At 58.7% G+C, this 26,869-nt stretch carries 27 protein-coding genes and 1 pseudogene; 12 read left to right on the top strand and 16 right to left on the bottom strand.

Annotation, left to right across the window (positions count from 1 at the left end; genetic code table 11):
- Nucleotides 1-116: 116 nt before the first annotated feature.
- A complete protein-coding gene (locus PSJ8397_RS01130) occupies nucleotides 117-710 on the bottom strand; it encodes an NAD(P)H-dependent oxidoreductase (protein ID WP_085862729.1) in 594 nt (197 codons plus the stop codon).
- A gap of 127 nt (nucleotides 711-837) precedes the next feature.
- Between PSJ8397_RS01130 and PSJ8397_RS01125 the strand changes: the two genes are divergently transcribed.
- Entirely contained in the window at nucleotides 838-1,362 is a 525-nt protein-coding gene (locus tag PSJ8397_RS01125) for a TetR/AcrR family transcriptional regulator (RefSeq protein ID WP_235000533.1), read from the top strand.
- A 221-nt stretch (nucleotides 1,363-1,583) separates the two neighbouring features.
- The gene (locus tag PSJ8397_RS01120; RefSeq protein WP_085862727.1) at nucleotides 1,584-2,417 is read left to right on the top strand and encodes a bifunctional allantoicase/(S)-ureidoglycine aminohydrolase; all 834 of its coding nucleotides are present in this window, start codon (nucleotides 1,584-1,586) and stop codon (nucleotides 2,415-2,417) included.
- Here PSJ8397_RS01120 and bhcR read toward each other — a convergent pair.
- Nucleotides 2,414-3,250, bottom strand: coding sequence for an HTH-type transcriptional regulator BhcR (gene bhcR, locus PSJ8397_RS01115; protein ID WP_085862726.1), 837 nt, complete (start codon nucleotides 3,248-3,250; stop codon nucleotides 2,414-2,416). The two genes, PSJ8397_RS01120 and bhcR, sit on opposite strands and share 4 nt — an antisense overlap.
- 165 nt (nucleotides 3,251-3,415) lie before the next feature.
- Here bhcR and bhcA point away from each other — a divergent pair, with 165 nt between their 5' ends.
- The 5 genes from bhcA (at nucleotide 3,416) to PSJ8397_RS01090 (ending at nucleotide 8,829) form a co-directional block, all read left to right on the top strand.
- A complete protein-coding gene (gene bhcA, locus PSJ8397_RS01110; protein ID WP_085862725.1) occupies nucleotides 3,416-4,582 on the top strand; it encodes an L-aspartate--glyoxylate aminotransferase BhcA in 1,167 nt (388 codons plus the stop codon).
- 9 nt (nucleotides 4,583-4,591) lie between these two features.
- A complete protein-coding gene (gene bhcB, locus PSJ8397_RS01105) occupies nucleotides 4,592-5,542 on the top strand; it encodes a beta-hydroxyaspartate dehydratase BhcB (protein WP_085862724.1) in 951 nt (316 codons plus the stop codon).
- A 13-nt stretch (nucleotides 5,543-5,555) separates the two neighbouring features.
- Complete coding sequence (bhcC, locus tag PSJ8397_RS01100) at nucleotides 5,556-6,719, top strand: 3-hydroxy-D-aspartate aldolase BhcC (protein ID WP_085862723.1); 1,164 nt, start codon at nucleotides 5,556-5,558, stop codon at nucleotides 6,717-6,719.
- A gap of 120 nt (nucleotides 6,720-6,839) precedes the next feature.
- Nucleotides 6,840-7,805: an iminosuccinate reductase BhcD gene (gene bhcD / locus PSJ8397_RS01095; protein ID WP_085862722.1), complete on the top strand. Its 966-nt coding sequence runs from the start codon at nucleotides 6,840-6,842 to the stop codon at nucleotides 7,803-7,805.
- 31 nt (nucleotides 7,806-7,836) lie between these two features.
- On the top strand, nucleotides 7,837-8,829 hold the full coding sequence (locus tag PSJ8397_RS01090; protein WP_085862721.1) for a type I glyceraldehyde-3-phosphate dehydrogenase: 993 nt from the start codon (nucleotides 7,837-7,839) through the stop codon (nucleotides 8,827-8,829).
- A gap of 175 nt (nucleotides 8,830-9,004) precedes the next feature.
- Here the strand turns inward: PSJ8397_RS01090 and PSJ8397_RS01085 are convergent, their stop codons facing one another.
- From PSJ8397_RS01085 to puuE, 3 genes are read right to left on the bottom strand one after another with little or no spacing between them, the layout of a single operon-like run.
- The gene (locus PSJ8397_RS01085; protein WP_085862720.1) at nucleotides 9,005-10,318 is read right to left on the bottom strand and encodes a uracil-xanthine permease family protein; all 1,314 of its coding nucleotides are present in this window, start codon (nucleotides 10,316-10,318) and stop codon (nucleotides 9,005-9,007) included.
- A gap of 37 nt (nucleotides 10,319-10,355) precedes the next feature.
- Entirely contained in the window at nucleotides 10,356-10,859 is a 504-nt protein-coding gene (locus PSJ8397_RS01080) for an ureidoglycolate lyase (RefSeq protein WP_085862719.1), read from the bottom strand.
- The gene (gene puuE / locus PSJ8397_RS01075) at nucleotides 10,856-12,268 is read right to left on the bottom strand and encodes an allantoinase PuuE (RefSeq protein ID WP_085862718.1); all 1,413 of its coding nucleotides are present in this window, start codon (nucleotides 12,266-12,268) and stop codon (nucleotides 10,856-10,858) included. The genes PSJ8397_RS01080 and puuE overlap by 4 nt, the downstream gene beginning before the upstream one ends.
- 152 nt (nucleotides 12,269-12,420) lie before the next feature.
- Here puuE and uraH point away from each other — a divergent pair, with 152 nt between their 5' ends.
- Nucleotides 12,421-12,774, top strand: a complete 354-nt coding sequence (gene uraH / locus PSJ8397_RS01070) for a hydroxyisourate hydrolase (protein WP_085862717.1) — start codon at nucleotides 12,421-12,423, stop codon at nucleotides 12,772-12,774.
- Here the strand turns inward: uraH and PSJ8397_RS01065 are convergent.
- Nucleotides 12,759-13,691 carry a LysR family transcriptional regulator gene (locus tag PSJ8397_RS01065; RefSeq protein WP_085862716.1) on the bottom strand — a complete coding sequence of 311 codons (933 nt, stop codon included), beginning with the start codon at nucleotides 13,689-13,691 and terminating at the stop codon, nucleotides 12,759-12,761. The genes uraH and PSJ8397_RS01065 overlap by 16 nt on opposite strands.
- A 96-nt stretch (nucleotides 13,692-13,787) precedes the next feature.
- Between PSJ8397_RS01065 and PSJ8397_RS01060 the strand changes: the two genes are divergently transcribed.
- Both PSJ8397_RS01060 and PSJ8397_RS01055 read left to right on the top strand, forming a co-directional pair.
- Nucleotides 13,788-15,035, top strand: a complete 1,248-nt coding sequence (locus tag PSJ8397_RS01060) for a urate hydroxylase PuuD (RefSeq protein ID WP_085862715.1) — start codon at nucleotides 13,788-13,790, stop codon at nucleotides 15,033-15,035.
- A gap of 83 nt (nucleotides 15,036-15,118) precedes the next feature.
- Nucleotides 15,119-15,535, top strand: a pseudogene (locus PSJ8397_RS01055) (phytanoyl-CoA dioxygenase family protein); the annotation flags it as partial.
- 93 nt (nucleotides 15,536-15,628) lie between these two features.
- Here PSJ8397_RS01055 and PSJ8397_RS01050 read toward each other — a convergent pair.
- Both PSJ8397_RS01050 and PSJ8397_RS17310 read right to left on the bottom strand, forming a co-directional pair.
- Nucleotides 15,629-16,408 (bottom strand): SDR family NAD(P)-dependent oxidoreductase, encoded by a 780-nt coding sequence (locus PSJ8397_RS01050; protein ID WP_085862714.1) that lies wholly within the window; start codon nucleotides 16,406-16,408, stop codon nucleotides 15,629-15,631.
- A gap of 253 nt (nucleotides 16,409-16,661) precedes the next feature.
- Entirely contained in the window at nucleotides 16,662-16,784 is a 123-nt protein-coding gene (locus PSJ8397_RS17310) for a hypothetical protein (protein WP_268794652.1), read from the bottom strand.
- Nucleotides 16,785-17,417: 633 nt separating this feature from the next.
- Between PSJ8397_RS17310 and PSJ8397_RS01045 the strand changes: the two genes are divergently transcribed.
- Nucleotides 17,418-17,960, top strand: coding sequence for a superoxide dismutase family protein (locus PSJ8397_RS01045; protein WP_159453076.1), 543 nt, complete (start codon nucleotides 17,418-17,420; stop codon nucleotides 17,958-17,960).
- A gap of 703 nt (nucleotides 17,961-18,663) precedes the next feature.
- Here PSJ8397_RS01045 and PSJ8397_RS01040 read toward each other — a convergent pair.
- From PSJ8397_RS01040 to PSJ8397_RS01005, 8 genes are all read right to left on the bottom strand, one after another.
- Complete coding sequence (locus PSJ8397_RS01040) at nucleotides 18,664-18,921, bottom strand: hypothetical protein (protein WP_085862712.1); 258 nt, start codon at nucleotides 18,919-18,921, stop codon at nucleotides 18,664-18,666.
- A gap of 10 nt (nucleotides 18,922-18,931) precedes the next feature.
- On the bottom strand, nucleotides 18,932-19,174 hold the full coding sequence (locus tag PSJ8397_RS01035; RefSeq protein ID WP_085862711.1) for a hypothetical protein: 243 nt from the start codon (nucleotides 19,172-19,174) through the stop codon (nucleotides 18,932-18,934).
- A 66-nt stretch (nucleotides 19,175-19,240) separates the two neighbouring features.
- Nucleotides 19,241-20,170: a LysR family transcriptional regulator gene (locus PSJ8397_RS01030; RefSeq protein WP_159453075.1), complete on the bottom strand. Its 930-nt coding sequence runs from the start codon at nucleotides 20,168-20,170 to the stop codon at nucleotides 19,241-19,243.
- Nucleotides 20,171-20,243: 73 nt separating this feature from the next.
- The gene (locus PSJ8397_RS01025) at nucleotides 20,244-21,161 is read right to left on the bottom strand and encodes a formylglycine-generating enzyme family protein (protein WP_085862709.1); all 918 of its coding nucleotides are present in this window, start codon (nucleotides 21,159-21,161) and stop codon (nucleotides 20,244-20,246) included.
- A 10-nt stretch (nucleotides 21,162-21,171) separates the two neighbouring features.
- On the bottom strand, nucleotides 21,172-22,644 hold the full coding sequence (locus PSJ8397_RS01020; RefSeq protein WP_085862708.1) for a tripartite tricarboxylate transporter permease: 1,473 nt from the start codon (nucleotides 22,642-22,644) through the stop codon (nucleotides 21,172-21,174).
- Nucleotides 22,645-22,647: 3 nt separating this feature from the next.
- On the bottom strand, nucleotides 22,648-23,106 hold the full coding sequence (locus PSJ8397_RS01015; protein ID WP_085862707.1) for a tripartite tricarboxylate transporter TctB family protein: 459 nt from the start codon (nucleotides 23,104-23,106) through the stop codon (nucleotides 22,648-22,650).
- A 54-nt stretch (nucleotides 23,107-23,160) separates the two neighbouring features.
- Nucleotides 23,161-24,096, bottom strand: a complete 936-nt coding sequence (locus PSJ8397_RS01010) for a Bug family tripartite tricarboxylate transporter substrate binding protein (protein ID WP_159453074.1) — start codon at nucleotides 24,094-24,096, stop codon at nucleotides 23,161-23,163.
- Between the two features lie 41 nt (nucleotides 24,097-24,137).
- Nucleotides 24,138-25,673, bottom strand: a complete 1,536-nt coding sequence (locus PSJ8397_RS01005; protein ID WP_085862705.1) for a sulfatase family protein — start codon at nucleotides 25,671-25,673, stop codon at nucleotides 24,138-24,140.
- Nucleotides 25,674-25,778: 105 nt separating this feature from the next.
- On the opposite strand from PSJ8397_RS01005, the gene PSJ8397_RS16770 reads away from it, so the two are divergent.
- Nucleotides 25,779-26,819, top strand: a complete 1,041-nt coding sequence (locus PSJ8397_RS16770; RefSeq protein WP_159453073.1) for a LacI family DNA-binding transcriptional regulator — start codon at nucleotides 25,779-25,781, stop codon at nucleotides 26,817-26,819.
- Nucleotides 26,820-26,869: the final 50 nt, after the last annotated feature.

The raw sequence follows: 26,869 nt of genomic DNA, 5'->3' as shown, positions 1-26,869 counted from the left end.
CCTAAAATTATATAATTTTAGGACAGGCTTCCCTCTCGGTGTAAGCGAATGATCCGCGGGCAGAGGCCGGTTTTCAAGCCTGCATGGGACAGTGTCGTCGCCATAACGCCCAACGTTCATGCAGCATGCAGTCCAAGCTTGGTGACGATTTTGGACCAAGCTTCAACAGTTGCCACATCGGGATGGCTTGCGCCTGAGAAGTGCGTGACGCGTGTCGGCTTGAAACCGACGAACCCCAGTATCTGCGACCGCAGCTGTCGCACCATCGCGTATCTATAAACAAAGCGGAAAAACCAGTTTGGTGTGTCTGACGTCATAATCACCCGTGCCGTGCGACCTAACAACAATGGCATCGGCAACCCGAGCAGCGTTGACTTGCGCGTATCAAAGGCAGCCCCAGGTAAGAAGGCGCGGTCGATCAATCCTTTGAGCTTGGCAGGCAGCCCGCCCCACCACATCGGGGTCAAAAGGACGAAATGCTCGCTCCATTCAAGATCATGAAAAACCGTCTGCAGGCTCGGTTCCAATGGTTTCGCATTGTCATATCCGCCATTTTCAAAATCGATATCGAAGTCCAGATCGTGCAGATGTGTGATGCGCAGATCATGACCTGCCTTTTGTGCAGCGTGGACATATTTTTCCGCAAAGAGCCTGGATAAGGACGATGCGGCCGGATGACCATTTAGAACGAAGATGCGTTTTTGCGCCATAAGACAGACCCTTAAATTGACCGCGGTCATTTCATTGCAGCAATATTGACCGCGGTCAATTATTTTCCTAGAAAAAAGCATGAAACGCACGGTACAGCAAAGAACCTTGAGAACCCGAGAACTGCTCATGGAGTCTGCGCGACAGATCGTGACCGACGCTGGGTTTGAGGCCCTCCGCACCCAGGATGTGGTCAGACGCGCCCAGGTCGCCAAGGGAACATTCTTTTCTCATTTCAAAGACAAAGACGCCCTCATGGACGTCCTTATCGGGGAAAGGCTGAACGTCCTTCTTGATGATATGGAAGCCATCCCGCGGTTCGATACGGTGGATGACCTCGTCGCGCATTCAACCCCACTTCTGCAATTCCTCTCGCGTGATCGCTTTGTCTTTGATGTCTTCCTGCGCATGTCAGGGGCCCTCGCCATTGAGGACATCGGGGACATTGCCACAGCCATTTACCGCCACCACCGGATCTTGGCGGGCCAGCTGAAGGACAGTCCGTTTCGAACCGATATAACCACGGACCTTCAAGCCGAAGGGGTGCAGTCCTTTTGCATCAATGCCGTCGCGTTGAGCTTTTGCGCATTGCACACGGATCAAGACGTGCAAAGCAGACTGATGGTTTACTTGAACGCGTGGCTTTGCCCATAATAGCCGTCCTTGGAACACCGCGCAGCGATGTTTCAAATGGGGCCGCCCTGCTTCATTCATTGGACGGGCCCTTGGCCAAAAGCGACCGTTCTATCTGTTGGGTGAGGCTGATGATCCGACCTATTTTCAAAAGTTCATGAAAGGTCTTTTGCGATGAGGGCCTGTGGTCGCGGGCGGTGAAACCGCGCATCATGACACAGTAACCGCAGCGTGGATCTGTCATGTCAAACACCTATTTTGCGCCCACGGGCGGCCACCCCCCTCAGACGCAACTGCTGACAGATCGGGCGATCTTTAAGGCCGCTTATGCGGTGATCCCCAAAGGCACGATGCGCGATATCGTGACCAGCTTTCTGCCGTTCTGGGACGACACCCGCCTTTGGGTGATTGCCCGCCCGATGACCGGCTTTGCCGAGACATTTTCCCACTATATCATGGAAGTGCAGACCGGGGGCGGCTCTAACCGGCCCGAACTCGACGATCAGGCCGAAGGCGTTTTGTTCGTCGTTGAAGGATCAGTCGATGTGACAGTGAACGGCGAAACCCACACGCTGACGGCAGGCGGTTATGCCTATTTGCCACCCGATTGCGGCTGGACCTTGCGCAACACCTCCTCTGCGGTCGCGCGGTTCCATTGGCTGCGCAAATCCTATGAGGTCGTGCCGGGCCTTGATGCCCCAGATGTCATCATCACCAACGAACAGGATATTGCGCCCACGGTCATGCCGGACACCGAGGGCAAATGGGCGACAACGCGTTTTGTGGATCCGACCGATTTGCGCCACGACATGCACGTCACCATCGTCACCTTCGAGGCCGGCGCGGTCATTCCGTTCCTGGAAACCCACGTCATGGAACACGGACTTTATGTGCTTGAGGGCAAGGCCGTCTACAACCTGAACAACGATTGGGTTGAGGTTGAGGCCGGCGATTACATGTGGCTACGCGCCTTTTGCCCGCAGGCCTGTTACGCCGGTGGGCCGGGCAAGTTCCGGTATCTGCTGTATAAAGACGTGAACCGCCACATGAACCTGCGGATCACGCCAAAAGGCTAACGTGCGACGCCACCGATGGCCGCTGTGAGGTCTGACGCGGCCTCCATCACGGCGCGGCTGAGGTGGTCTATATCCACCTCGCGGATGCGGCTGGTGGGGCCCGAAACGGACAGCCCCGCGACGGCCTCTGCGTTCACGTCAAACACAGGTGCCGCGATGCACCGCATGCCAAGGTTCTTTTCCTCTGCATCAATCGAATAACCGCGCACCTTGATGCGGGCCAAATCCTCCAACAAGTCACGGCGTGTCGTGAGAGTGTGCGAGGTGAACGTGTCAAGCGGGCCATCCCCGATGATCTGGCCGATCTGACCCTCGTCCATTTGTGCCAGCAGTGCCTTGCCGATCCCCGAGGAATGCATCGGAGACAGGGACCCAGGTGGAAAGAAGGCACGGATGTTGGAATGGGTTTCAACCTGACTGAGGAACAAAACAGACCCGTCCCGTTCGGCGCCAAGGTTCGCTGTCTCTCCTGTGGCCTCCATGAGGCGGCGCAGGATCGGGCGCGCGCGCTCCACCAGTGACGTTCGTCGCAAAAACCGCGCTCCGATGACAAACGCCTTGGCCCCGATGTGCCAGCTTTGATCATCTGTATCGAACTCCACCAGGCCCCGCCCCTCCAGCGTGACCAAGATACGGTACACGGTGGCGGGTGATTGCCCCATCTCAGATGCGATGCTGGTGAGGGCCTTACCCTGTGCTTCGCTCAGGAACTCAAACACCTCCATCGCGCGGTCCAGCGATTTGATGGTGTTTTGTTCGGTCTTGTCATCCCAACCACGGGGACGACCGCGTGCGCGACGGCCTGCCGCGGGGGCGTTTTCAGGGGAGTCCATGGTGCACCTTTTTGAGATTAGAAAATCATTTTCACAATATGAAAAATACAACCCACTGACAATACGTCAAAAATCGAGATTCTCCGTTTGTGAAAAATGATTTCAAAAAAATAGCACGACAGCATTCGCCCCGATATACCATCGGAAACTGCAGAGGATTTCGTTATGAGCTTCCAAAACCCGGTCTTCATCCCTGGCCCGACCAATATGCCCGAACACCTCCTTCAGGCGTGCGCCATGCCGACGATTGATCACCGCTCGTCTTTGTTTGGCGATATCCTGCACCCCGTGTTGGACGGTGTGCGCCGCGTGTTGAAATCGACAAACGCGCATATCTTTATCTTCCCCTCCACGGGCACCGGCGGCTGGGAAACGGCGCTGTCCAATTGCCTGTCTGAGGGCGACAAAATTCTGGCCGCGCGCAATGGCATGTTTTCGCACCGCTGGATCGATATGTGCGAACGTCACAAGCTGGATGTGCAGGTCGTCGAAACACCATGGGGCGATGGCCTGCCTGCGGCCAAGTACGAAAAGATCCTGAAGGCCGACAAAAACCACGACATCAAGGTCGTATTGGCCACCCACAACGAGACCGCGACCGGTGTTAAATCCGACATCGCTGCTGTGCGCGCCGCCTTGGATGCCGCGGGCCACCCTGCGATGCTGTTTGTGGATGGGGTGTCCTCCATCGGGTCGATGGATTTTCGCATGGACGACTGGGGCGTGGATGTTGCCGTAACGGGGTCGCAAAAAGGGTTCATGTTGCCTGCGGGCCTCGCTATCGTGGGGTTTTCGGACAAGGCACTGGCTGCGACCCAAACTGCGACCCTGCCCCGCACCTTCTTTGACGTAAACGACATGCAAAAGGGCTATGACGCCAATGCGTTCCCCTACACGCCGCCCGTCGGCCTGCTGCGCGGGTTGCTGGCGTCGCTGAACATGATCGAGGACGAGGGGCTTGAGAACGTCTTCGCCCGCCACACCCGCATCGCCACAGGCGTGCGTCATGCGGTTGACGCTTGGGGCCTGACGCTCTGCGCCAATTCACCTGACGTCTATTCTGATAGTGTCTCCGCCATCCGCACGCCTGACGGGTTCAACGCCACAGACATCGTGACTGTCGCGGCCGAACAATACGGCATGGCCTTCGGCGTCGGTCTGGGTGAGGTCGCGGGCAAAGTCTTCCGCATCGGCCACCTGGGTATGCTGACGGATGCGATGATGCTGTCCGGTCTGGGCGTGGCTGAAATGGTCATGGTGGACCTTGGCCTTGATATCAAACTGGGCTCTGGCGTGGCGGCCGCTCAGGATTTCTACCGTCACGGATCATAAGGAGAGGACATGTATATCCCCACCTATCAAGACATGCTGGACGCCCATGCGCGGATCGCGCCGCACATCGTACGCACGCCGGTGATGACCTCGGCCTATCTCAATGAACTGACGGGGGCTGAGCTGTTCTTTAAGTGCGAAAACTTCCAGACCCCCGGGGCCTTCAAGGTGCGCGGTGCGACGAACGCGGTGTTCGGGCTGGATGATGAACAGGCCAAAGCAGGTGTGGCGACGCATTCCAGCGGGAACCACGCCTCGTGTCTGTCTTATGCGGCCATGCTTCGCAGCATTCCGTGCAATGTGGTGATGCCCAAAACGGCACCGCAGGCGAAGAAGGAAACCGTGCGGCGCTATGGTGGCAAGATCACCGAATGTGAGCCGTCCACATCATCCCGCGAGGAGACCTTCGCACGGGTGCAGGCCGAAACGGGGGGCGATTTCGTGCATCCCTACAACGACCCGCGTGTGATTGCAGGGCAAGGCACCTGTTCCAAAGAGTTCATGGAACAGACCGACGGGCTGGACATGATGGTGGCCCCCATCGGCGGCGGCGGCATGATTTCAGGCACCTGCCTGACGTTGTCCACCCTGGCGCCCGAGGTGCAGATCATCGCGGCCGAGCCGGAACAGGCCGACGACGCCTATCGCAGTTTCAAGGCGGGCCACATCATCGCAGACGATGCGCCCAAGACGATTGCCGATGGGCTGCTGGTACCATTGAAAGACCGCACGTGGCATTTTGTGTCAAACCACGTCACCGACATCCAGACGGCATCGGACGCAGAGATCATCGATGCGATGAAACTGACATGGAAACACTTGCGCATCGTCATGGAGGCCAGCTGTGCCGTGCCTTTGGCGATCATCCTCAAGAACAGAGACTTTTTCGCCGGCAAGCGTGTGGGCGTCATCGTAACGGGCGGAAATGTCGACCTCGACACACTGCCGTGGATCAAATGAACGGAGACTTGAGATGAAAGACGTAACATCATTCGACGACTATGAAGTGGGCTACGACATCCCCGCAAAGCCCGGCATGGACGAGAGCGAAATTCAAACCCCTGCGCTGGTGCTTGACCTTGATGCGCTTGAGCGGAACATCAAGAAGATGGGCGACTATGCCAAGGCGCACGGGATGCGGCACCGCACCCACGGCAAGATGCACAAATCTGTCGATGTGCAGCTGCTGCAACAAGAGTTGGGCGGTGCCTGTGGTGTGTGCTGTCAGAAGGTGTCCGAGGCTGAGGTGTTCGCCCGTGGCGGCGTCACTGACGTGCTGGTGTCCAACCAAGTCCGCGAGCCTGCCAAGATCGACCGTCTGGCCCGCCTGCCCAAGTTGGGCGCGCGCACCATTTGCTGTGTGGATGACGTGGACAACGTGGCTGACCTGTCTGCCGCGGCCCAAAAGCACGGCACGCAGATTGAATGCCTGGTCGAGATCGACTGCGGCGCTGGCCGGTGCGGTGTAACGACCACCCCCGCCGTGATTGAGATTGCGAAAGCGATCGACGCGGCAGAGGGCCTCAAGTTTGCGGGCATTCAAGCCTATCAGGGCGCGATGCAACACCTTGACAGCTATGACGACCGCAAGGCGAAAATCGAAGTGGCCGTGGCACAGGTCAAAGATGCGGTTGATACGCTTAAAGCCCATGGACTGGAATGTGACATCGTGGGCGGCGGCGGGACCGGGTCGTATTATTTCGAAAGCAACTCAGGCGTTTACAACGAACTTCAATGTGGATCTTACGCGTTTATGGACGCCGACTATGGTCGGATCCTTGATGAAAACGGCAACCGTATTGATCGCGGCGAATGGGAAAACGCAATGTTCCTGCTGACGTCGGTGATGTCCCACGCCAAGGCGGACAAAGCGATCGTGGATGCAGGCCTGAAGGCGCAGTCGGTTGATAGCGGTTTGCCCGTGATCTTTGGACGCGACGATGTGGAATACGTCAAATGTTCGGATGAACACGGTGTGGTCATGGATGCAGGCGGCGTTCTGGCGATCAACGAAAAGCTGAAGCTGGTGCCGGGCCACTGTGACCCGACCGCAAACGTCCACGACTGGTATGTTGGGGTTCGTGGCGGCAAGGTTGAGGTTGTCTGGCCCGTCAGCGCGCGTGGTCGTGCCTATTGATTTCGAATTGGCTTCGCCAATCCGATCCGCTGGGGGCAGTCTGCCCCCAGACCCCCTGAGAGTTGTAACGCCAAGATGAAAATGGGGCGCCGCGCGCGTCGCACCCAAAGGAGCTGCCTGATGTTGATCGTCCCTGAACGTGAGATTGCAAACCTAATGACCCCTGAAGCGGCGTTTGAGGCGGTGGAAAAGGTCTTTGCGGCCATGGCGTCTAAAGACGCCTATAACTTTCCCGTTGTTCGTGAAGCGATCGGCCATGAGGATGCGCTTTATGGGTTCAAGGGCGGCTTTGATCAGGCGGGGCTGACGTTGGGATTGAAGGCAGGCGGGTATTGGCCCCACAACCTTGAAAAACGGGGTGAGATCAATCACCAGTCCACTGTCTTTCTGTTTGATCCTGACACCGGCAAGGCCAAGGCCATGGTGGGGGGTAACCTGTTGACGGCCTTGCGGACGGCTGCGGCGTCGTCTGTGTCTATCAAACATCTGGCCCGCAAGGACGTCAAGGTTCTGGGCATGATTGGCGCAGGTCACCAGGCCACGTTCCAGTTGGGTGCGGCACTGGAAACGCGCGCATATGAGAAGGTCATCGGGTGGAACTACCACCCCGATATGCTGTCCAACATCGAAAAGGTTGCGGCAGACGCTGGTGTTCCGTTTGAAGCTGTCGATCTGCCTGGAATGAAAGACGCAGACGTCATCATTTCGATCACATCCGCCTTTACACCCTCATTGATGGCTGATCACGTCAGCCCTGGCACGCATATCGCCTGCATGGGCACTGACACCAAGGGCAAGCAAGAGGTCGAGGCCGCATTGCTGTCCCGTGCGACAGTCTTTACCGATGAAGTTGCCCAGTCGGTTTCCATTGGCGAAGCGCAGCACGCGGTGGCCGCAGGGCTTATCAAAGAAAGTGATGTTTATCAGATTGGTGCGGTCATCAACGGCACCCACGCGGGCCGTGCGTCAGACGATGAGATCACTGTGTTCGACGGCACCGGCGTCGGTCTGCAAGATCTTGCTGTCGCTGCGTCAGTCGTTAATCTGGCCGTCGAAAAGGGTGTCGCGATCGAGGTCGATTTTTAGCGATCTTGCGGCCGGAAGGGAAAGGCTGAGCATGACGATCCGAGTGGTCATAAACGGGTTCGGCCGTATCGGCCGAACGGTGCTGCGGCAACTTTTGACAGGCGCCCAACATAGCGACATTGAGGTCGTGGCGATCAATGATATCGCGCCGCCCGAAACCTGTGCCTATCTGTTCAAATACGACAGCGTCTACGGCCCGTTCCCTGGACAGGTGCACCTGTCAGGTGATGTTTTAACCGCAGGAGATCACGCGGTTCCCGTCTGGACCCATACGGATTTGGCGAAGGTCGATTTGACCGGCGTTGATGTGGTTCTGGAATGCACGGGCCGCGCCGTGACCCGCGACGTGGCTGAGGCGGGTTTGACCGCTGGCGCGGATGCGGTCCTGATTTCCGGCCCCTCGCCCGTCGCTGATGTCACGGTTGTCATGGGCGCCAACGAGCGTGAGCTGGGCCAACATCGCATTGTGTCAAATGCCTCCTGCACGACCAACGCGATTGCGCCCCTGATGCGCGCGGTCGATCTGGGGCTCGGGATTGAGAGGGCGCATATCACGACGATCCATTGCTATACGGGCAGTCAGCCCACCGTCGATGTGCCCGGCCCGTCACTGGAACGCAGCCGCGCCGCGGCCGTGTCGATGATCCCCACCACCACCAGCGCGGCGCATCAGATCACCCAGGTGCTGCCCGAATTTCAGGACCGCTTGACCGTGTCCGCCGTGCGCGTGCCCAGTCTTTCGGTGTCTGCGGTGGATGCCGTCATTCAACTGTCTGGCGTTCGCGATGAACCGCTCGGGGATTTTATCCAAAACCTGTTTCGGGACGATCCTGTGATCGGGGTGACGGAGGATCCTTGCGTGTCGACGGATATGCGCGCGCGACCTGAATCCCTGATCCTCGCCACACGGGAAACCCAAATCCTGGGACAAAACCAACTGCGTTTGTTTGGGTGGTACGACAACGAATGGGGCTTTTCAGCCCGCATGATCGACATGACCCGACACATGGCTGCGCGCGCGTAGGCGCCGTACCGTCACGCCCTTGCCCGCGCCTGTGGTGACGCCGAGCTGGCCTGCGCTGAGCCAAAGGTCGGATTGATCATGGATGCGGCCTACGCACACTGCGATTTGATCGCCCTAAAAACGAACATGGCGGCACCGGTCAGGCGCCGCCATGTGGTGTTGATGCACAGATGTTTTATGTGGCGTCTTCGTGAGGCAGGACCAAATTGAGGATCACAGCCATCAGCGCGGTAGGTGCCACAGCAGATGTCGCCAGCACACGGATCGTATCCGGCAGATACTGGACGGCAGTCGGCACAAGGTTCAGACCCAGACCAAAGGCCAGCGACACAGCAATGATGATCATGTTGCGACGGCTCATTGTGATCTCGCTCAGCATGTTCAGGCCAGCGGCTGCGACCATACCGAACATCACGATCACACCGCCACCCAGCACAGGCAGTGGCATCGATGCAATGACGGCACCCACTTTCGGGATCAAGCCACAGACGATCATGATCAGGCCAGCAATCGTCACGACGTGGCGCGACATGATGCCGGTCATCCCGACAATGCCGACGTTCTGGCTGAAGGACGTGTTGGGCAGACCGCCGAACACACCTGCGACAGCCGTGCCCAGACCGTCCGCATAGGTCGCACCTGCGATCTCTTCGTCCGTTGCATCACGCTGCGCGCCCGCCTTGGCGGTGGCAGAGGCATCCCCCACGGTTTCAATGGCGGAGACGATGGACACCAATGTCACGGCAATCACAGCACCAAGGTTGAATTCAAACCCGTAGGGCAGAGGCGTGATCTGTGTGAACCAGCCAGCCCCGGCAACAGGCGCGAAATTGACCATGCCCAGAACGAACGCCAACCCATAACCGGCCAGAAGGCCCAAAAGGATCGCAGAGTTGGACAGCGCCCCTTTGGTGAAGAACTTGATCAGCAGCGACACGATGATCACGGTCAGGGCGACCGACCAATGCTTCAGCGAACCGAAGCTGTCCGCAGCCATCTGGAATTCAGCCGCACCGCCTGCCGCGTATTTGATCGCAACAGGGATCAGATACAGGCCAATGGCCAAGATCACGAGGCCGGTGACCAGCGGCGGGAACAACCAGCGCAGGTGCTTGATAAATCCGCCAAGGATGAAATGCACCACACCGCCGATGATACAGGCGGTCAGGGCCACGCCCAGCCCAAGCGTCGCCGCAACCCCCGCAAGCACCCCAACAAAGGCAAAACTTGTGCCTTGCATGATCGGAAGGCGTGCGCCGATGGGGCCAATGCCAACAGTCTGGAAGAGCGTCGCAACCCCTGCAAACAGCATGGCCATCTGGATCAGAAAAATCAGATCAGGGCTGCCGAATGCAAGGCCTGCGGCCTGACCAACGATAATCGACGGTGTGACGTTTGAGGCGAACATCGCCAGCACGTGTTGAAACCCAAGCGGGACGGCTTGCCCGATGGGCGGTGTCACATTTGGATCTGAATAGGTTGTTGTCATTGTTGAAGTCCCTTGTTCCCTGAGGTTATTTTGCCCGCTATGCTGTGGGCTTGGTGGCTGGCGTCACGACATAAGGGTCGTCAAACCAGTGTTCTTCTAAATTCGCGCCCGTGCCGATACGGTCGACGACCGCAAAAAGACCAGGGGCTGACAGCGGGGTTAGCACGCCGTGCCAGGTCCCGCGATGAAAATTGATCGCTTGTCCGGGTGTGCTTTCAAACGCGATGGGTGTGCCGGGGGTGCCGCCCGCGTCGGGGGCGACGACGATCAGAAAGCCATGTTCCGACATCGGGATGAAGGCCTGTGACCCGTCGGGATGGCGTTCAACCATCTGCAAGGACAGTGGTAAGCTGCGCGGCTGCGCATTAAACAGGCTGACGCCTGCACGGCCTCCGTTGAAATCAAGGTGGGCGCGGTCGTGATAGCGGCCGCATTTGCCCTGATTGATCACCTTGTCCGGCGCACCGTCGGTGTCCAAAACGTCGCCAAACGGGGTGAAGGCCTCTTTCGTCAGCGGCTGAATATGGATGATGCGGCTCATGCGCCCAGCTTCTCCATTAGGCGCAGCTCTGCGATACGCTCGACCTGACGGCACGCCTCAGCGAATTCAACGTCACGACTGTTGTCGATACGGCGGTGGAAGGCCTCAAGGATCGACGCCTTGTCATTGTCCTTCACGGCGATGATGAACGGAAAACCGTGCTTTTCGACGTAATCGGCGTTCAGCTTCTGGAATGTCGCGCGCTCATCGTCTGTCAGAAGGTCCAGACCCGCGCCCGCTTGCTCTGCTGTGCTGTCCGCCGTCAGCTGTCCCGCTGCGGCCAGTTTTCCCGCAAGATCAGGATGCGCGGTCAACACGCCAAGGCGTTGATCTTCGGACGCGGTGCGGAACACCCGCGACAGCGCGTTGTGCACCCCAGCGGCCGTGTCATGGGCCGGACCCAATTCCAGATCATACGCACCTTCCGCAATCCAAGGCGAATGTTCAAAGATGCCGCCAAATTCCGCCACGAAGGTCTCACGCGACATGAGGGACGGACGCTCGTTTGTTTTGGGGGGATGCTCTTTCGCCCAGTGATCGGCAATCTCAAGACGCGTGGCGAACCAGACCCCGTTGTGGGACTTCATGTGCTCAATCGCGCGGCGCAGGGCAGCGGCGCGGCCGGGGCGGCCGACAATGCGGCAATGCAAACCGATAGAGAGGATCGCAGGACGGCCCGCCTGCCCCTCTTCGTACAAATAATCAAAGCTGTCCTTGAGGTAGCTTTCAAACTGCGCCCCGTTGGTGAACCCCGCCTGAATGCCGAACCGCATGTCGTTGCAATCCATTGTGTAGGGCATGATCAACTGATCGCGCCCGCCTGCCTTGACCCAATAGGGCAGATCATCCGCGTAGCTGTCCGCTATATAAGCGAATTGGCCCGTTTCGGCGGCCAGATCGACGGTATTGTTGGAACACCGGCCCGTGTACCAGCCGCGCGGGGCTTCGCCTGTAACTTCGGCATGAAGACGGATGGCTTCGGCGATTTGCGCGCGTTCCTCCTCCTCGGCCATGTCTTTGTGTTCGACCCACTTCAACCCGTGCGACGCGATTTCCCAGCCCGCCCGTTTCATCGCGGCCACTTGGTCCGGCGCGCGGGCCAATGCAGTGGCGACGCCGTAGACTGTCACCGGCAGATCGGACAACATCCGATGCACACGCCAGAACCCGGCACGGCTGCCGTATTCGTAAAGTGATTCCATATTCCAATGCCGCAGCCCCGGCCACGGCTGTGCGCCCGTGATTTCGGACAGGAACGCCTCGGACGCGGGATCCCCGTGCAGGATGTTATTTTCCCCGCCTTCTTCGTAGTTTAGCACGATTTGAACGGCAATTTTCGCACCATTGGGCCAATTGGCCTGGGGCGGGGTTTCACCGTATCCGGTCATATCGCGGGGGTATCGTTTCACGGAACCGTCCTTGAGAAAGAGTTAACGGACCCTATGACAGAAAAACTCTCCGTTCTTTCAAAAAAACTTTGAAAGACCCTAAGTGACCTTGCCTTTGCCCGTCATACGGCACCTACCCTATAAACGGCACAACTTTTGCGCAGGAGGCAAACATGGCTGGCTATCTCACAACGCACGTTCTTGATACGGCACGGGGCCGCCCCGCTGAGGGCCTCAAGATTGAGCTGTTCAAGATCGACGGTGAAACACGTACGCACCTGAAAACCCTGCACACCAACGATGACGGTCGCACGGATGAACAGATCCTGCCCGCAGACAGGTTTGAAATCGGAACCTATGAATTGGTCTTTCACGCAGGCGCCTATCTGGATGCCAGCGGTGTGGCACCAGAAGCGCCGCGGTTTCTGGACGTGATCCCTCTGCGCTTTGGCATGTCGGAGGCGTCACACTACCACGTGCCGCTGCTGCTCTCGCCCTTCGGCTACCAGACCTATCGCGGCAGCTGAGCCTGAATGGTCGCATTTCGAATGTCCTTTGAAATGCGATCAATCACGAAATCCATGAACAACCGTGCTTTGGGATCTTGCCGCTTTCTGTGGGTGAACAAACAGGCCATCTGGATTGGCTCGGGCGGGTTTTGAACGGCAACTGGCACCAAGCGCCCGTTTGAAATATGGTTGGCCACCTCAAACACCGGCTTCATGGCGATGCCGTGACCGGCCAGCGCCCAATCGGTCAGCACATCGCCATCGTCGCTTTCATAGCGGCCTTTCACCGAATATTTTTTGACGCTGTCGCGTGTCATCAGCGGCCATTGAAATTCAGTGGCCCCCGGAAAACGCAGGTTCAAACACTCATGCGCCCCAGTGGTCAGATCCGCGCCCGTATAGGGCATCCCGCGCGCCTCAATATATTCGGGTGAGGCGCACAAAACGCGGTCCACATCGGCGATCTTGCGGATCCGCAGCGCGCTGTCTTCGGGCTGGCCAAGAAAGAACGACAGATCGAGGCCCTCCGTCGTCAGATCGACCTTTCGGTCCGTCAGACGCAGGCGGATCGACACCTCAGGGTACTTTTCCAGAAAGGCAGGCACTTGCGGCGCGATCAACCGCCGCCCCACACCAAGGGGGGCCGCCACATAAAGCGATCCCTTGGGATTTTCAGTCATATTGACCACCTGCGCCTCTGCCGCCTCAACGGAATCGAGGATTTCACACGCCCCGCCATAGAACGCCTTGCCCTGCTCTGTCGGGGTCAGGCTGCGGGTGGTGCGCCGGAACAGACGCACGCTCAATCGGTCCTCCAGCTGCGAAATCCGGCTGGACGTCAGTGCGGGAGAAATGCGCAAATCGCGCCCCGCGGCGGACATGCTGCCCAACTCATAGACACGGACAAACGTCCGGATATTATCGAGATAGGACATTGTTTAATTTTTTTTGAGACTGTTTGGCATTCTGCCTGCATACCAGAAGAATTTACAATCGCATAGAATTTCCACAAGGAATCAGGGAGCCCCCCCATGTATGATGTCGCAATTCTATGGGACTGGATCGCGTTCAGCGTGCGTTGGTTGCACGTCATAACGGCGATGGCCTGGATCGGGGCGTCGTTCTATTTCATCGCACTCGACCTGATGCTGAAGCCCAACGACGCCCTGCCCGAGGGCGCCCACGGCGAAGAATGGGAGGTCCACGGCGGCGGCTTTTATCACACGGTCAAATACATGGTGGCGCCCGCGCGGATGCCCGAACACCTGACATGGCACAAATGGCAAAGCTACGCGACCTGGCTGTCGGGGGCGGCCTTGTTGATGATCATTTACTGGGTTGGTGGTGAACTTTACCTGTTGGATCCAACCAAAGCCGATTTGGCCTTGTGGCAGGGGATCGTGATTTCGGCCGGTTCCTTGACCATCGGTTGGCTGATCTATGACGCCGCCTGCAAATCCAAACTGGCCGACACGCCCACGCTTTTGATGGTGCTGCTGTTCGTGATGCTTGTCGTCATGTCCTGGGGCTACAACCAGATTTTCACGGGCCGGGCGGCCTTGCTGCATCTTGGTGCCTTCACCGCGACAATCATGACGGCAAACGTGTTCTTTCAGATCATGCCAAACCAGCGGATCGTGGTCCAAGACCTTAAAGAAGGCCGCACACCGGATGCCAAGTACGGCAAGATTGCCAAGGTGCGGTCAACGCATAACAACTACCTGACGTTGCCCGTTGTCTTTCTGATGCTGTCCAACCATTACCCGCTGTCGTTTGGCACCCAATACGCATGGATCATCGCCTCACTGATCTTTCTGACAGGTGTGACCATCCGCCATTATTTCAACACCATGCACCGCACCGGATCCGGCCCGCACTGGACGTGGGCGGTGACTGTGTTGCTGATGATCGCCATTGCCTGGCTGTCCACCGCATCAACATGGGATGGGGATTATGACACCCTCGAGGCCGCCGAGCTGACGCCTTATGAACAGCAGTTCGCCAGCGCCGCGTCATTCGATCAGGCCTACTACACGGTGCGCGGCAATTGTTCCATGTGCCATGCCCGCGAACCGGTTTGGGGCAACATGCAATGGGCGCCCAAAGGGGTCCATCTTGAAACCGAAGCAGACGTCGCCCGCCACGCTGAGGCCATTTTCCTGCAAGCGGGTGTCAGCCACGCCATGCCGCCCCCCAACGCCGTTCAAATGTCCGACGAAGCCCGCCAGTTGATCGTGGCTTGGGTGCGTGAGGGACGCGCGTTGGGCAGGGACCACTGACGTCCTTCGTGATATGAACCTTCTCGTTGCGCAGCACATAAACGAAAGGCCAACGCCATGCCCCCCTTGTCACCGCCTCTGACATCGAAACCTATCAGCGGGACGGTGTTGTCCTGATTAACGGACTGTTTCGGGGTCAGGTCGATCTTTTGCGAAAAGGTGTCGCCCGCAACATGGCAGAGCCGGGCCCCTATGCCGCCGAAAACCTGAAAGACGGCGAAGGCGGGCGGTTCTTTGTTGATTGTTTTAATTGGGGGCGTGTTCCTGAGTTTCACACAGCCATCGCCGCGTCTCCGGCGGCGGAGGTTGCGGCCGACCTGATGGAATCTGACGGCGTGCAGCTCTTCCATGATCATGTTCTGGTCAAGGAACCCGGTACATCCAAACCCACGCCGTGGCATCAAGATGGGCCGTATTACTTCGTCGAGGGGCAGCATACCGTCAGCTTCTGGTCGCCCCTTGATCCGGTAGATCAGGCATCTTTGCGCTGCGTGGCCGGATGGGTCGCGCGGCCAGCCTTCGCGCTGTTGGGTGGTCACAGTCTGCAGGTCGCAATAGATCGCATGAGCACGCCTCATGGAAAACATGACGCTTTAAAAGGACAGCCCTGTGATGTCATACAGGGCCTGCATCAAAGAGGCCGCCTCTGCTGCGGTCGCTTGGATGGGTCCAAAATCCCCACTGTCGTTGTCGAAATATCGGCCGCTGGCGGTTGCAAAATCATCGCCCAACGCGGCCCGGATCAAGATGTCTGCGCCGATGTTCAAATCGTTGCCCGCAATACCGAAACCGTCCTTAACCATCTTTGACGCCAGCAACGATCCAGGGTTCACCGACACCACAACCGGCCCCTCTGGTAGGGCTTTGGCAAGTTCCGCTGTCCAGATGGTGATGGCCAATTTGCTTTGTGCGTAGGCATCCATGTCCCCCATCGGGCGGAAGGTGCGCAGGGCGTTCAGATCGACTGGCGATTGCGCTGCTGAGGATAGGTTAACAATGCGTCCGTCGTTCGGAACACGCGGCAAAAGCCGCAGCGCAAGAATGTAAGGGGCGATGGTGTTTACATCAAAACGGATATCGCGGCCCGCTTCGGTTTCAACGATCGGGGATTTGAGAACACCTGCGTTGTTGATGACCACATCAAGCGTGCCGTGATCGGCGATCACCGCCTGTGCGAGGGTTTCGACCTCCTCCATGCGGCTCAGATCCGCGCGGTAGGTCTGTGGACGTCCCCCCACCGCGTCCGCCGCTGCGGTCAGCTTGTCCGCACTTCGGCCATGGATCAGAACCTTATGCCCCTCAGAGGCGAGTTTTTGGGCGGTCAAAAGACCGATGCCGTCCGTTGCGCCTGTGATGAGGATCGTTTTGGTCATGTAAGGTTCCTAAATGCTGAATTTCGCCAGCGGTTCATCCGCCAGCCGGTTTACCGTAACCTCAAGACCGGCCAGATTGAAACGCGACGGCAGGCCGCCGGGGTTGATGCCCCCCGCCCGGCCGAGGGCGCATCGGCATAACACGCCGCCCTTGCCCCATAGGCCGGAGGGCGCAGCGGCTCATTACCGACACGGCCCCTGGGCCGATGTCATTGGTCCGCCCCCCCAGCGAACAGAGATAAACAAACCGATCTCAGATTTGCCCTGCATCCCCGAAGTTGGAGACATTGAACGGCACATCCTGCAGTCCAAGCGCCCAAAAGCCAAGATCATCCGCAAGTCGGGCGCGTTCGATATGGCGCTCAAACGTGGGCACAGGATCAGTGTTATGCGCCTATATCGGCACGACAAGCCCAAAGGTTAGCGCGCCTGGCTGAAACGTTTGATCGAAGTGGCGATTGATTTGGGGGACGTGGTCCACAGCTCAATTGCATGCCTCACTCGTCCTCCTAGGTCTATTGCACGTCCGTTGCCCACGTGAAGGGCGGGCGTCGGTCGTTGGGCTGCAGGGTCACACTTGCAGCCGAAACAAAGGACAGGGTCTCACCCAATACAAAATCCCCCTCGCTGCCGACACACATCACCTGCACAGCACAGGCCGCCAGCACCGGTCAGATCAAACTGCCTGTCAACGCGCAAAGGAGATGTCCGGGGACCACAGGTCTTAAGTTGCGGGGCCCTCGTTTCTTTGGGTCAAAAATACCTCCGCCGGAGGCCCTAAAATTATATAATTTTAGGCCGGATCGGATGGGCGATGCCCATCCGATCCGGTGCCTTACGTCACGTCCATCACCTAAAATCAACAAGCCGCGCGGCCGAAACCCTTCGGGCAAACCATCGTCCTCACCGCGCTGTGACCGATCGTGATCCCCACCCTGATCCAAGCATCGAATAGATCGCAAAGTGACGGTGTTCTGTTGTCATGAACACTTCAACAAAGGACACGACCATGAAAACGGCCCTCTCATTTATTGCAGCAACAAGCATGACTGTCGCGGTTGGCCTGACCGGCCAAATATCCCTCGCCGGCGGCCATATCACATCCGCCACTGCGGCGCTCCAGAACCTCGAAGGGGCTGAAATTGGTATGGCGGAAATCACCCAAACGCCCCATGGCGTCTTGGTCCATGTGCGCGTCACCGACCTGCCCCCGGGTGCCAAGGGCATCCACTTTCACCGGACCGCCCAGTGCGCAGCCGATGACGGCTTTACCTCCTCGCACGGTCACCACGGTGAAGGCGAAGGCGAACATGGCCTTCTGAATGCCGCAGGTCCAGGCCAAGGCGATTTGGGCAACATCTTTGTGGGCTCTGACGGCGTCGGCGAGATGCAATTCTTCAAGGATGGCGTCTTTTTGGACGGCGGTGATGAACCCCTGTTGGACGGCGACGGCACGGCCATCGTCATCCATGCAGAAATGGACGACCAGGTCTCTCAGCCCATCGGTGGCGCGGGCGCACGGATTGTCTGCGGCATCGTGCAAGCGAGCTAAGGACAGGCCAGATCGGCACGACACCACCCCCCAGTTGACGACGCCGATCTGAAACACTGCAACGTCGAGCAGTGGCAAAGGGGGGAGACGCAAGTTTCCCCCCAAAGTATTTTGGTCTCTGGTCCAACGTCCTTCACCCGCTGTCGTCGACAGTGGCTGCAGGTCCAGACCCACTTTGGGTGTTAGATGCCGTAATTTCGTCGGAGGACGCTTCAGGCCTCGGTGAATAAGTGTATTTTTTCAGCAACTTAAATGCTCTCAATTTTGAAATTTCAATATTTACGGCCTCAATTTCAAAATTACCCATGTTTTCAATAAGATAAAATAAAAACTCCGCAACTGAAACAGCTACGGGGTCATTGGTTTATTTAAGATCGGTCGTTGGCTATTGACGGTAGAGTACGCCCACTGAAATCCGATATGGGTTATCACCTTAGAAGACATTTGCCGCATCCGACACTCCGGTCCATCGTTGAAAAATCAGAGCAAGTTCGCTGGTGAGAATCTCCTTTCAATCCGGATGTTCGACATAGATTTCAGCCAATGCGTGAATGATCAGCTCGATCAATCTGCCCCATCGACCATTAGAAGCATGGATCAACCGATTGAAGGCATCTGAATTGCGCACTCCGGTTGGGTCTAATCCAACGACTTCCGAGAATGTAACCGGAATTGAATCAACCTCGTTCAGGCTGATCTCATTTTAGGCGATATCATCATAGGTGATCGGTTCGATCAGGCTCGTCAGCTGCTCATTTTCGTTCGCATAATCCAAGAGCTCCGGTAAGCCGGAGTAAATAGGCAGCACCGGCCAACCCGGCCGTTTCATGAGATCTTTTAGACCGTTCAAAATCACTTGGATCTCGTTCGCTGTTTTGTCCGCAAATAAGTGCTGTGCCTCATCGATATTGATGACCAGATAGCTGTCACGACGAAGCTGAGACTCCGCCCTTGTAGCCATCGGCCTCTGTCTACAGCCCTTGCCGCAAACCGATCGGAATCGGACAACCGACGTTGAAGACGGTGATCGGTTGGGACGACAAGTCACCCTCGGCCACGGTGGCCTGCAACTGACGCGTCATCTGGTCGACGGCGCCAGCCCCGGCCTGCCACGGTACGGTGATGTTGATGTGCCGCTCGGGCCATTCCGCCAGTGCAGGCGTGACCAGAACGGCCAACAGAGCCGCCGTAACAGTTGTTGTTTTTTTCAGCATTTTTTCCTCTCTTGTGTGCCCGAGATGTTGGCACATGCGCGTCCTCCCGCGCCTGGTCTCAGAGGATCACACAGGGCAAGCCTCTGGAAAGGCTTCAAAAAATTCGCCACCGACCTGTGCGACCGCATCCAAAAAATCCATGGCTTGCTGTGAGGGCTCCCGATCTTTGGGCCAAATCGCGCAATAGGTCAGGGTCAGCTCCGGCTCAAGGCGCGCGATCCCCAACCGGTCGCGGCCCAGACCGGAAACACTGAACGGATCGCTGATGCCGACACCGACATTGTTGGCCACCAGATGGCAGGAGGTCACGGCGGTCGAGGTTTCGATATCAACGCGCATATCCCCTTGATCCCCGAACATGGCGGCGTCGCTATACTGCCTGAGGCGCACGTTTTGTTTCGGCAGAACTGTCGTCTCATCCCGTAGCTCGGACGCATGTACGGTCTCGCGCCCGTCAAAACACTGGCCCTTGGGAAAGATCGCCACAGCACGCACTGTGATCAGCTTGCGCCAGGTCACGGAATTGCTTTCGATTGGCAAAAGCGTGAAGCCAATGTCGGCCTGACGGCTTGACACCCATTCGTCGATGTCTTCGCGCCGTCGCCATTCCATCGTGACTTTGGCGTCCGGAAAATCTCCTTGAAAGCGCGCCGTTGCTTTCGGCAGATAATCCCCCAAAAGCAGGGGGCCGATGCTGCAAATGCGCAACCGCCCGTAGCTGTTGACCCGAACATCCGCCGCGATCGAGGGGATGTCGTCAATGCCGCTCAGCGTTCCCTCGATGCGCCGAAAGAACGATTGCCCTTCGACGGTCGCAACAAGGCGGCGTCCCCGACGGTAGAAAAGCTTGAACCCAAGTTCTTCCTCCAAAACAGCCAGCAACCGGCTGATCGCAGGTTGGGACAGGTTGACCATACGGGTCGCCGCCGTAATCGACCCCGCATTCACGATCGCGCGAAACGCCTGAAGATGTTTAAGCCGGATTCTTGAGGTCATACTTGGGGACACTGGCGGTTCAAGGCCCCCACTGTCTATAGCGTGTTTCATTAAACCTGCCCCGTTTGCCGGATCACGCTTCGACATCTGCGGCAACGCGAAACCCCGAATGACCGGCTGAGCTGTCCGGTTCGGTGCCGGTGCGCGAATGGACGTGGTATCGGTCGCAATAGCTGTCATGGCACAAGAACGATCCACCGCGCTGCACACGCGCACCCAATGCGGATGTGTCGTCGAACAAATCCGCCGCCCATTCCCACACATTGCCCGTCATGTTGTGCAACCCGAACCCGTTCGCGGAAAACGCGTCCACGGGTGCTGTGCCGATGTGGCCATCTTCGCCCGTGTTCTCATGCGGGAAATGCCCCTGCCAGGTGTTCATCGCGTGCGCGCCACCGGGCATGAAGCTGTTGCCCCAGGGAAACTTCGCCCGTGCGATGCCGCCACGCGCGGCGCGTTCCCACTCTGCCTCGGACGGCAGACGCAGGCCCGACCAACGGCAATAGGCCTGCGCATCATACCAACTGATATGGACGACCGGATGGTCGGGCCGGTCATCCACGTGACTAGCGGGCCCTTCGGGTGCCGCCCAGAACGACCCATCAACTTTGCGCCACCACGGCAATCCGGGCGGCGATTGAAACTGCTCGGGGCTTTGCAGAAAAAGTTGAAAGACGAAGGACCATCCCTCAACCTCTGCCACCGTGCGATACCCCGTTGCCATGACGAACCGCCCGTAGTCCCGGTTCGTGACCGCGTATGGGGCGATGCGGAATGGCGCGACCTTGACCCGCCTGCGCGGGCTGTCGCGGTCCTTCGGAAAGCGCGATTTCCGTGCGCCCATGTCGAAGAACCCGCCGGGGATATTGATCAGCGCTGCCCTCAGCTCGGACTGTTGGCCGGCGTCGGCGGGGATGATCTTTTGGATCGCCTCAACAAAGGGCGCGCCGTCAGAACCGTCCGTCGTGGGGGTGCAACAGGCTTTGGTCACGCGTCGCCCTTTAACGCGCCTTGCGCCGCTTCAACGTCGGGACCAGCACGACCAGAGCGGTCAGGCCCAGAATGCCAAGGGCAATGGGATCCTGCAAAAAGGTCACGAAATCGCCGCGCGCGCTGATCATGCCCTGACGCAGCTTTGTCTCGAAGGTCGTGCCAAGGGCCATGCCAATGACAATCGGCGCAATGGGATAACGTCCGAAGCGCAGGATCACGCCCGCCACACCCGCCACAACACAGACGGTGACATCCACCGGATTGCCGCGGACGACAAAGGCACCAACCAGTGAAAACATGAGGATCAGCCCCATAAGGATCGGCTCCGGCATGCCAAGGATGCGTGAGAAAATCCGGCCGCTGAATGCACCAAGGGCGAACATGACGATATTCGCCACCATCAGCATCAAAAACGCGCCGGTCAGGATGTGGGGGTTGTTGTTGACCAGATCATAGCCGGGCGTCAGCCCCTGGATCGTCAACACACCCAGCAGCACAACAGTGCCCCCGTCGCCGGGAATGCCAAGTGCCAGCGTCGGGATCAGCGCGCCCCCGGTGACGGCGTTGTTGGACGCCTCGGACGCGATCAATCCATCGGGCTCGCCCTTGCCAAAATTCTCGGCCCGGGGCGAGGTGCGGCGCGCCTCCGAATAGCTGACAAAGGTGGCTGCCGTCGCCCCGGTGCCGGGGAGGATGCCGACAAAGGTGCCGATGATGGAGGAGCGCAGGAACTGCGGCGCGCGGATCCGAATGTCCGCCCAGGGGGGCAATTTGAAGCCCACGTTTTGCACATCCGATGGCTTTGACGTGAAATAGAAGGCCGCGCGGTAGAAGACTTCGCTCAGTGCAAACAAGCCGATCAGGACGGGGATCAGGGACAGGCCGCCGCGCAGCTCCTGCTGTCCGAAATCAAACCGAGTGAGGCCCGTCAAATCGTCGGGGCCGATGGTGGTCAGCCACAGGCCTACTGAGGCGCCCAGAAGCCCCTTGATTGTGCTGCCCTCGGACACCCAGGCAATACAGGTCAGCGCGAAGACGATGATGGCAAAGATCGCGGCGGGCCCGAAGGAGATCGACACCGCCGCCAGAAGGGGGGCGGCGACGATCAGCACGATCAGGGAAAAGACGCCCCCGATGAAGGATGCCAACGTGGCCCAGCCAATGGCCAGATCCGCCTGCCCTGCCCGCGCCATGGGATAGCCGTCCAGCACCGTCGCCGCCGATTGCGGCGTGCCGGGCGTGTTGATCAGAATAGCCGAGATAGAGCCGCCATAGACGGAGGTGACATAGATCCCAAGAAACAGCGCGATTGAGCTTTCGGTGCTCATGCCGAAGGTAAAGGGCAAGGCCACGATCAGGGCGGCCACCGTGCCCATCCCGGGCAGCGCGCCCGCCAGCAGGCCCCACAGGCACCCGATGACCAAAGCCACAAGGACGCCGAAGGTTGAGAATTGGGAAATGGCGAGGCTGAGGTTTTCCATGAATCAGATCTGATAGAACCATGGGGAGCGGGGCAATAACAGCTCAAACCCGAAAGTGAAGAGCGCCCAGATGCTGACAGGGACGGTGACGCTGATGATCGCCAGCACGCCGATCCTTCGATACCCGAAGGCCCAGCAGAACGCGGCCAGTCCCGGCACGGCGGCAAAGACGAACCCGATCCGCGTCATGGCCAGCGCGGTGACGGTCGCAATGACGATAACGGTCAGAAACTGCGTCATGTTGATTCTGTCCATATCGCCCGGCGTGGACCTGAGGGCCGACATCAAGGCGACAGCCGCGAAGACAGACCAGGCCGCCAGAAACAGACGCGGGGCAAAGGCGGGGCCCACATCGCCGCCGAAGGTGCGGATGTCGAACGCCTCTCCGAATGTCATGGACAACAGACCAAGACCCGCCAGCAGAAACGCGCTGGCCAGAACAATATCAAGCGTCTTCTGCATTGAAACTCAGCCTTTGGATTGCCCGCCGGGATCACCCCGGCGGGTACAGTCAGATCAGTTCACAAGGCCTGCCTTGCGCATCAACTCTCCGTTCAACTCAAAGGTCCTCCGGAAAAAGTCACCGAACTCGTCCGTCCCCATGTAGCGGATCAGGCGGTTCGCGCCGGCCATGTTTTCCTTGAAGCTGTCCGTGCTGACGGCGGTTTCACAGGCGGCAGACAGCGTTTCAACGGCCTCGGCGGGGGCGTCGTCCTGGGCAAACAGGCCGAACCAGATCGACACGTTCACGTCATATCCCAATTCCTGCATGGTCGGGATGTCAGGGTGCTGATCGGAGCGTTCATCGGCCATGATCGCCAATGCGTTGAAGTTGAAGCGGGTGTCGAAATCGGCAAACCAGACCGACGCGTCAGCGCGACCGCCACCAATCTCGGTGGCCTTGTCCGCCCCGCCGCCTGTCGGCAGATACTGCTGTTCAATCCCCAATTCACTGTCCAGCGTCAGCTGTGCGACGTGATCCATGGACCCCGGGCCCGCGCCCACGAACCGTGGCCCGCCATTGGCCGTGATCGCCTTGTAATCTTCCACCGACTCAATCCCGCTATCGGCACCGACCACCAGATAATAGGGGCCTTCGCTGACCATGCAGATCGGCGTCCAGCTGTCCACGTTGTAGCTGGTGTTGCGCAGATGCGGCTGGGTTGTCATCGTGCCGACAGGCGCAAAGAGCAGGTTGTACCCATCCGCCGGCGCATCCGCCTGCTGGGTTGCACCGATGGTGCCGCCCGCGCCTTCCACGTTGGTGGCGACGATATTCTGGCCAAGCAGCTTTTCCATCTCTGCCGCAAAGAAGCGCCCGGGGACGTCCGTGCCGCCACCCGCGCTGAAAGGGATAACCATGTTGATGGTGCGTTCAGGATATTCGGCAAGTGCCGCGCCCGTGCTCAGCGTCAGGGCTGCAACACTGGCAAGTGTGGTTCTTAGTTTCATGTTATTTCCTCCCGGTTGTCGTGTTTTGGTCTTCGTCGCTCTCAGGTGCGCGCCATGCGGACCAGGGCTGGCTCGCGCGGCGCGGGTGTGTGTTGGTTGATCTTGGCCACAAGGGCGGCCTTGGTGTCGGCGTGATCTGGTGCGTCCCACAGGTTGGACCATTGCCGTGGGTCGGATTTCAGATCGTAAAGCTCGCCCTCGGTTCCGTCATAATAATTCGTCGGGTCATAGGCCGTGCAGAGATACCCCGACCGGTCATAAATGCTGCGCATCTTGATCTGGATGCCGTGACGTTCCGCATCCCATTCGCAGAACACGCAGTCCCGTTCGGGGTCTGCCTCGGTGGGCAGCGGTTTGCCTTCGACCCAATCGGGCACCGGAAGCCCCGCGATCTGGGCAAAGGTCGGGGCCAGATCAATGTGACCCACAGGGTCCGCGATGACCGTGCCGCCCGCCACACTGGCCGAGGGCGCAGGCCGCCAGATGAACGGCAGCCGCATCAGCCCATCGGTGTGGAACGGCCCTTTGAACATCAGGCCAAAGTCGCCCTGATTGGTGCCGTGGTCCGAGCAATAGATGATGTCGGTATCTTCGTCCCAACCGCGCGCCTTCAGATAGGCCATCAGGCGGCCCATGGCATCGTCCACCAGCTCATTCTGGATGTGGACCATGGCGTTGATCTCACGCACGTTGTCGTGGGTCATGGTCTTGGGGACGAACTGATCGGGCGTCTCGTCGGCGATGTCGGTGATGCCGTCGTAGAATTCCAGCCAGTGCTTTGGCTTCTGGGCCAGGATCTCGCGGATCTTTTCGTCGGTCTCCGGGTGCGCGTCCGGCAGATCCAGATCGCGCCAGTCGATGCGATCTTTCTCGGACACGGGCGGGTCGAACGGGTGGTGCGGGTCGGGGAAACTGACCCACAAAAACCAATCCTCATCCTTGTCCAGGGTATCAAGCCAATTGATCGACGTCTCAGCCACCCAATCGGTGTGATAGGCCTTCTTCGGGCAAGCATTGTGATGGACTTGAATCGCGTCGCTCTCGCCCCCTGTCTGATTGTTGGGCCCGTTTTCGGGGCCCACGGGCGGATAGAACGAGTCCACGTGCTCGGGATAATTCTCTTTCAGCCACCGGTTATAGTGCAGCTCGCACCGGTAAGAGATGCCGCTATGAGCGGCCAGCGACAGATACTCGAACCCGCGGTGCGGCCCATGATCGCCGCGCCCTGCGGCCGACGCCTCCCAACAGGTGTGATCGGTCATCGGCTGCCAATGGGCCTTGCCGACAATCGCTGTGCGATAGCCCGCCTGCTCGTTCAGGTAGCGCGCGATTGAAGGGTCATTTTCCGGCAAGGCGTAGCCGTTGCGCAGAACCCCGTGGGTCGACACATATTGCCCCGTCACGATGGACGATCGCGCGGGCATGCAGGTCACGTTCTGATTATAGGCGCGGTCATAGCGGATGCCGTCGCGCGCCAATCCGTCGGCAACGGGCGTTTTCGCCACCTTTCCACCATAGCAGCCAAGCGCGTCAAAACGCTGCTCATCCGTGGTGATGAAAAGGATCTTGCGTCCCACCCGAGCCTCCCCTCTCAAGCTTTGCATCCGCATGCAAGGCTGGACGGATTGCGGTATTCTGTCAATAACTTTGAGTCGGATTGTCACCAAAAGGCACGGAATATCTTGGACAAGCGCGCAACATCCTATGACGTGGCCAGACTGGCCGGGGTCAGCCAATCCGCTGTGTCCCGCGTGTTTTCCCCCAATGGAAGTGCGTCGAAAACGACCCGTGAGAGGGTTCTGGCTGCCGCCCACGAATTGGGGTTTGTCCCGAACCCGATTGCCAAATCCCTCAGTCTTGGGCGCAGCCGTCTGGCGGGTCTGGTGGTCACGCAATACGCGCAGCAGAACTATCCGCTGGCCTTGAAAAGCGCCGTCGACCTGATGTCCGAGACCGGCGATGCCCTCCTCATCCAGATCGTTGATCCGACGGATATGGGCGACGCGGCCATCCGCCAACTGTTGGAAAAACGCGTGGATATGATCCTGTGCGCGGCCAGCATTTCCCGCGAGGCCGCAGTGCATTGCACCGATGCGGGCGTCCCTCTTGTGATGATAAACCGGCAATCCGAATGTGCGGGGGTTGATGCGGTGTGCTCACCCAATGACGCGATCATGCATGACGTCGTGGACATGCTGCATGCATCGGGGGCCAGGCACTGCGTGTTCCTGGGCGGTGGCGGCAACAATTGGGTCTCGGCAGAGCGGTGCCGTGGATTTGTCGAGGCCTGCACGGCAAAGGGCCTGCCAGAGCCAATCGTGCTTGAGGACGCCTTCACCTATAATGGCGGCCAGTCCGCGATCCGCGCTTTGGGGGCAAGCGTCACGAACCTGGATGCCGTTGTTGCCGCCAATGATGCGATGGCGATTGGCGCAATGGATGTCCTGCGACTGGACTTCGGATTGAACATACCCGACGATATCCAAGTGGTCGGCCACGACGACACCGAGACCGGACGCTTCCAGTCCTATCAGCTGACATCGGTGCGACAAAACATGCTTGGGATATTTGCCAAGGCAATTGAATTGGCCGTCAGCCGACGAAACGAGTATCGTCGTCCAGACGCCAAGATCACCGTGAAAAACGAGCTGGTCGAACGGACGACAACCGCAAGGCCGACAGCTTCAGCCCGGGATCGGCTTGCGCCCGGAACTGAAGAGTGACCGTTTGCGTCCATCTACAGTGGCACTTGGAATATTGTGTCATTGCAGAG

The sequence above is a fragment of the Pseudooctadecabacter jejudonensis genome (assembly GCF_900172275.1).
Taxonomy (GTDB): Bacteria; Pseudomonadota; Alphaproteobacteria; order Rhodobacterales; family Rhodobacteraceae; genus Octadecabacter; species Octadecabacter jejudonensis.
Note: the sequence above shows the minus strand (reverse complement) of the source record. Positions and strands in the feature narration are given on the sequence as shown.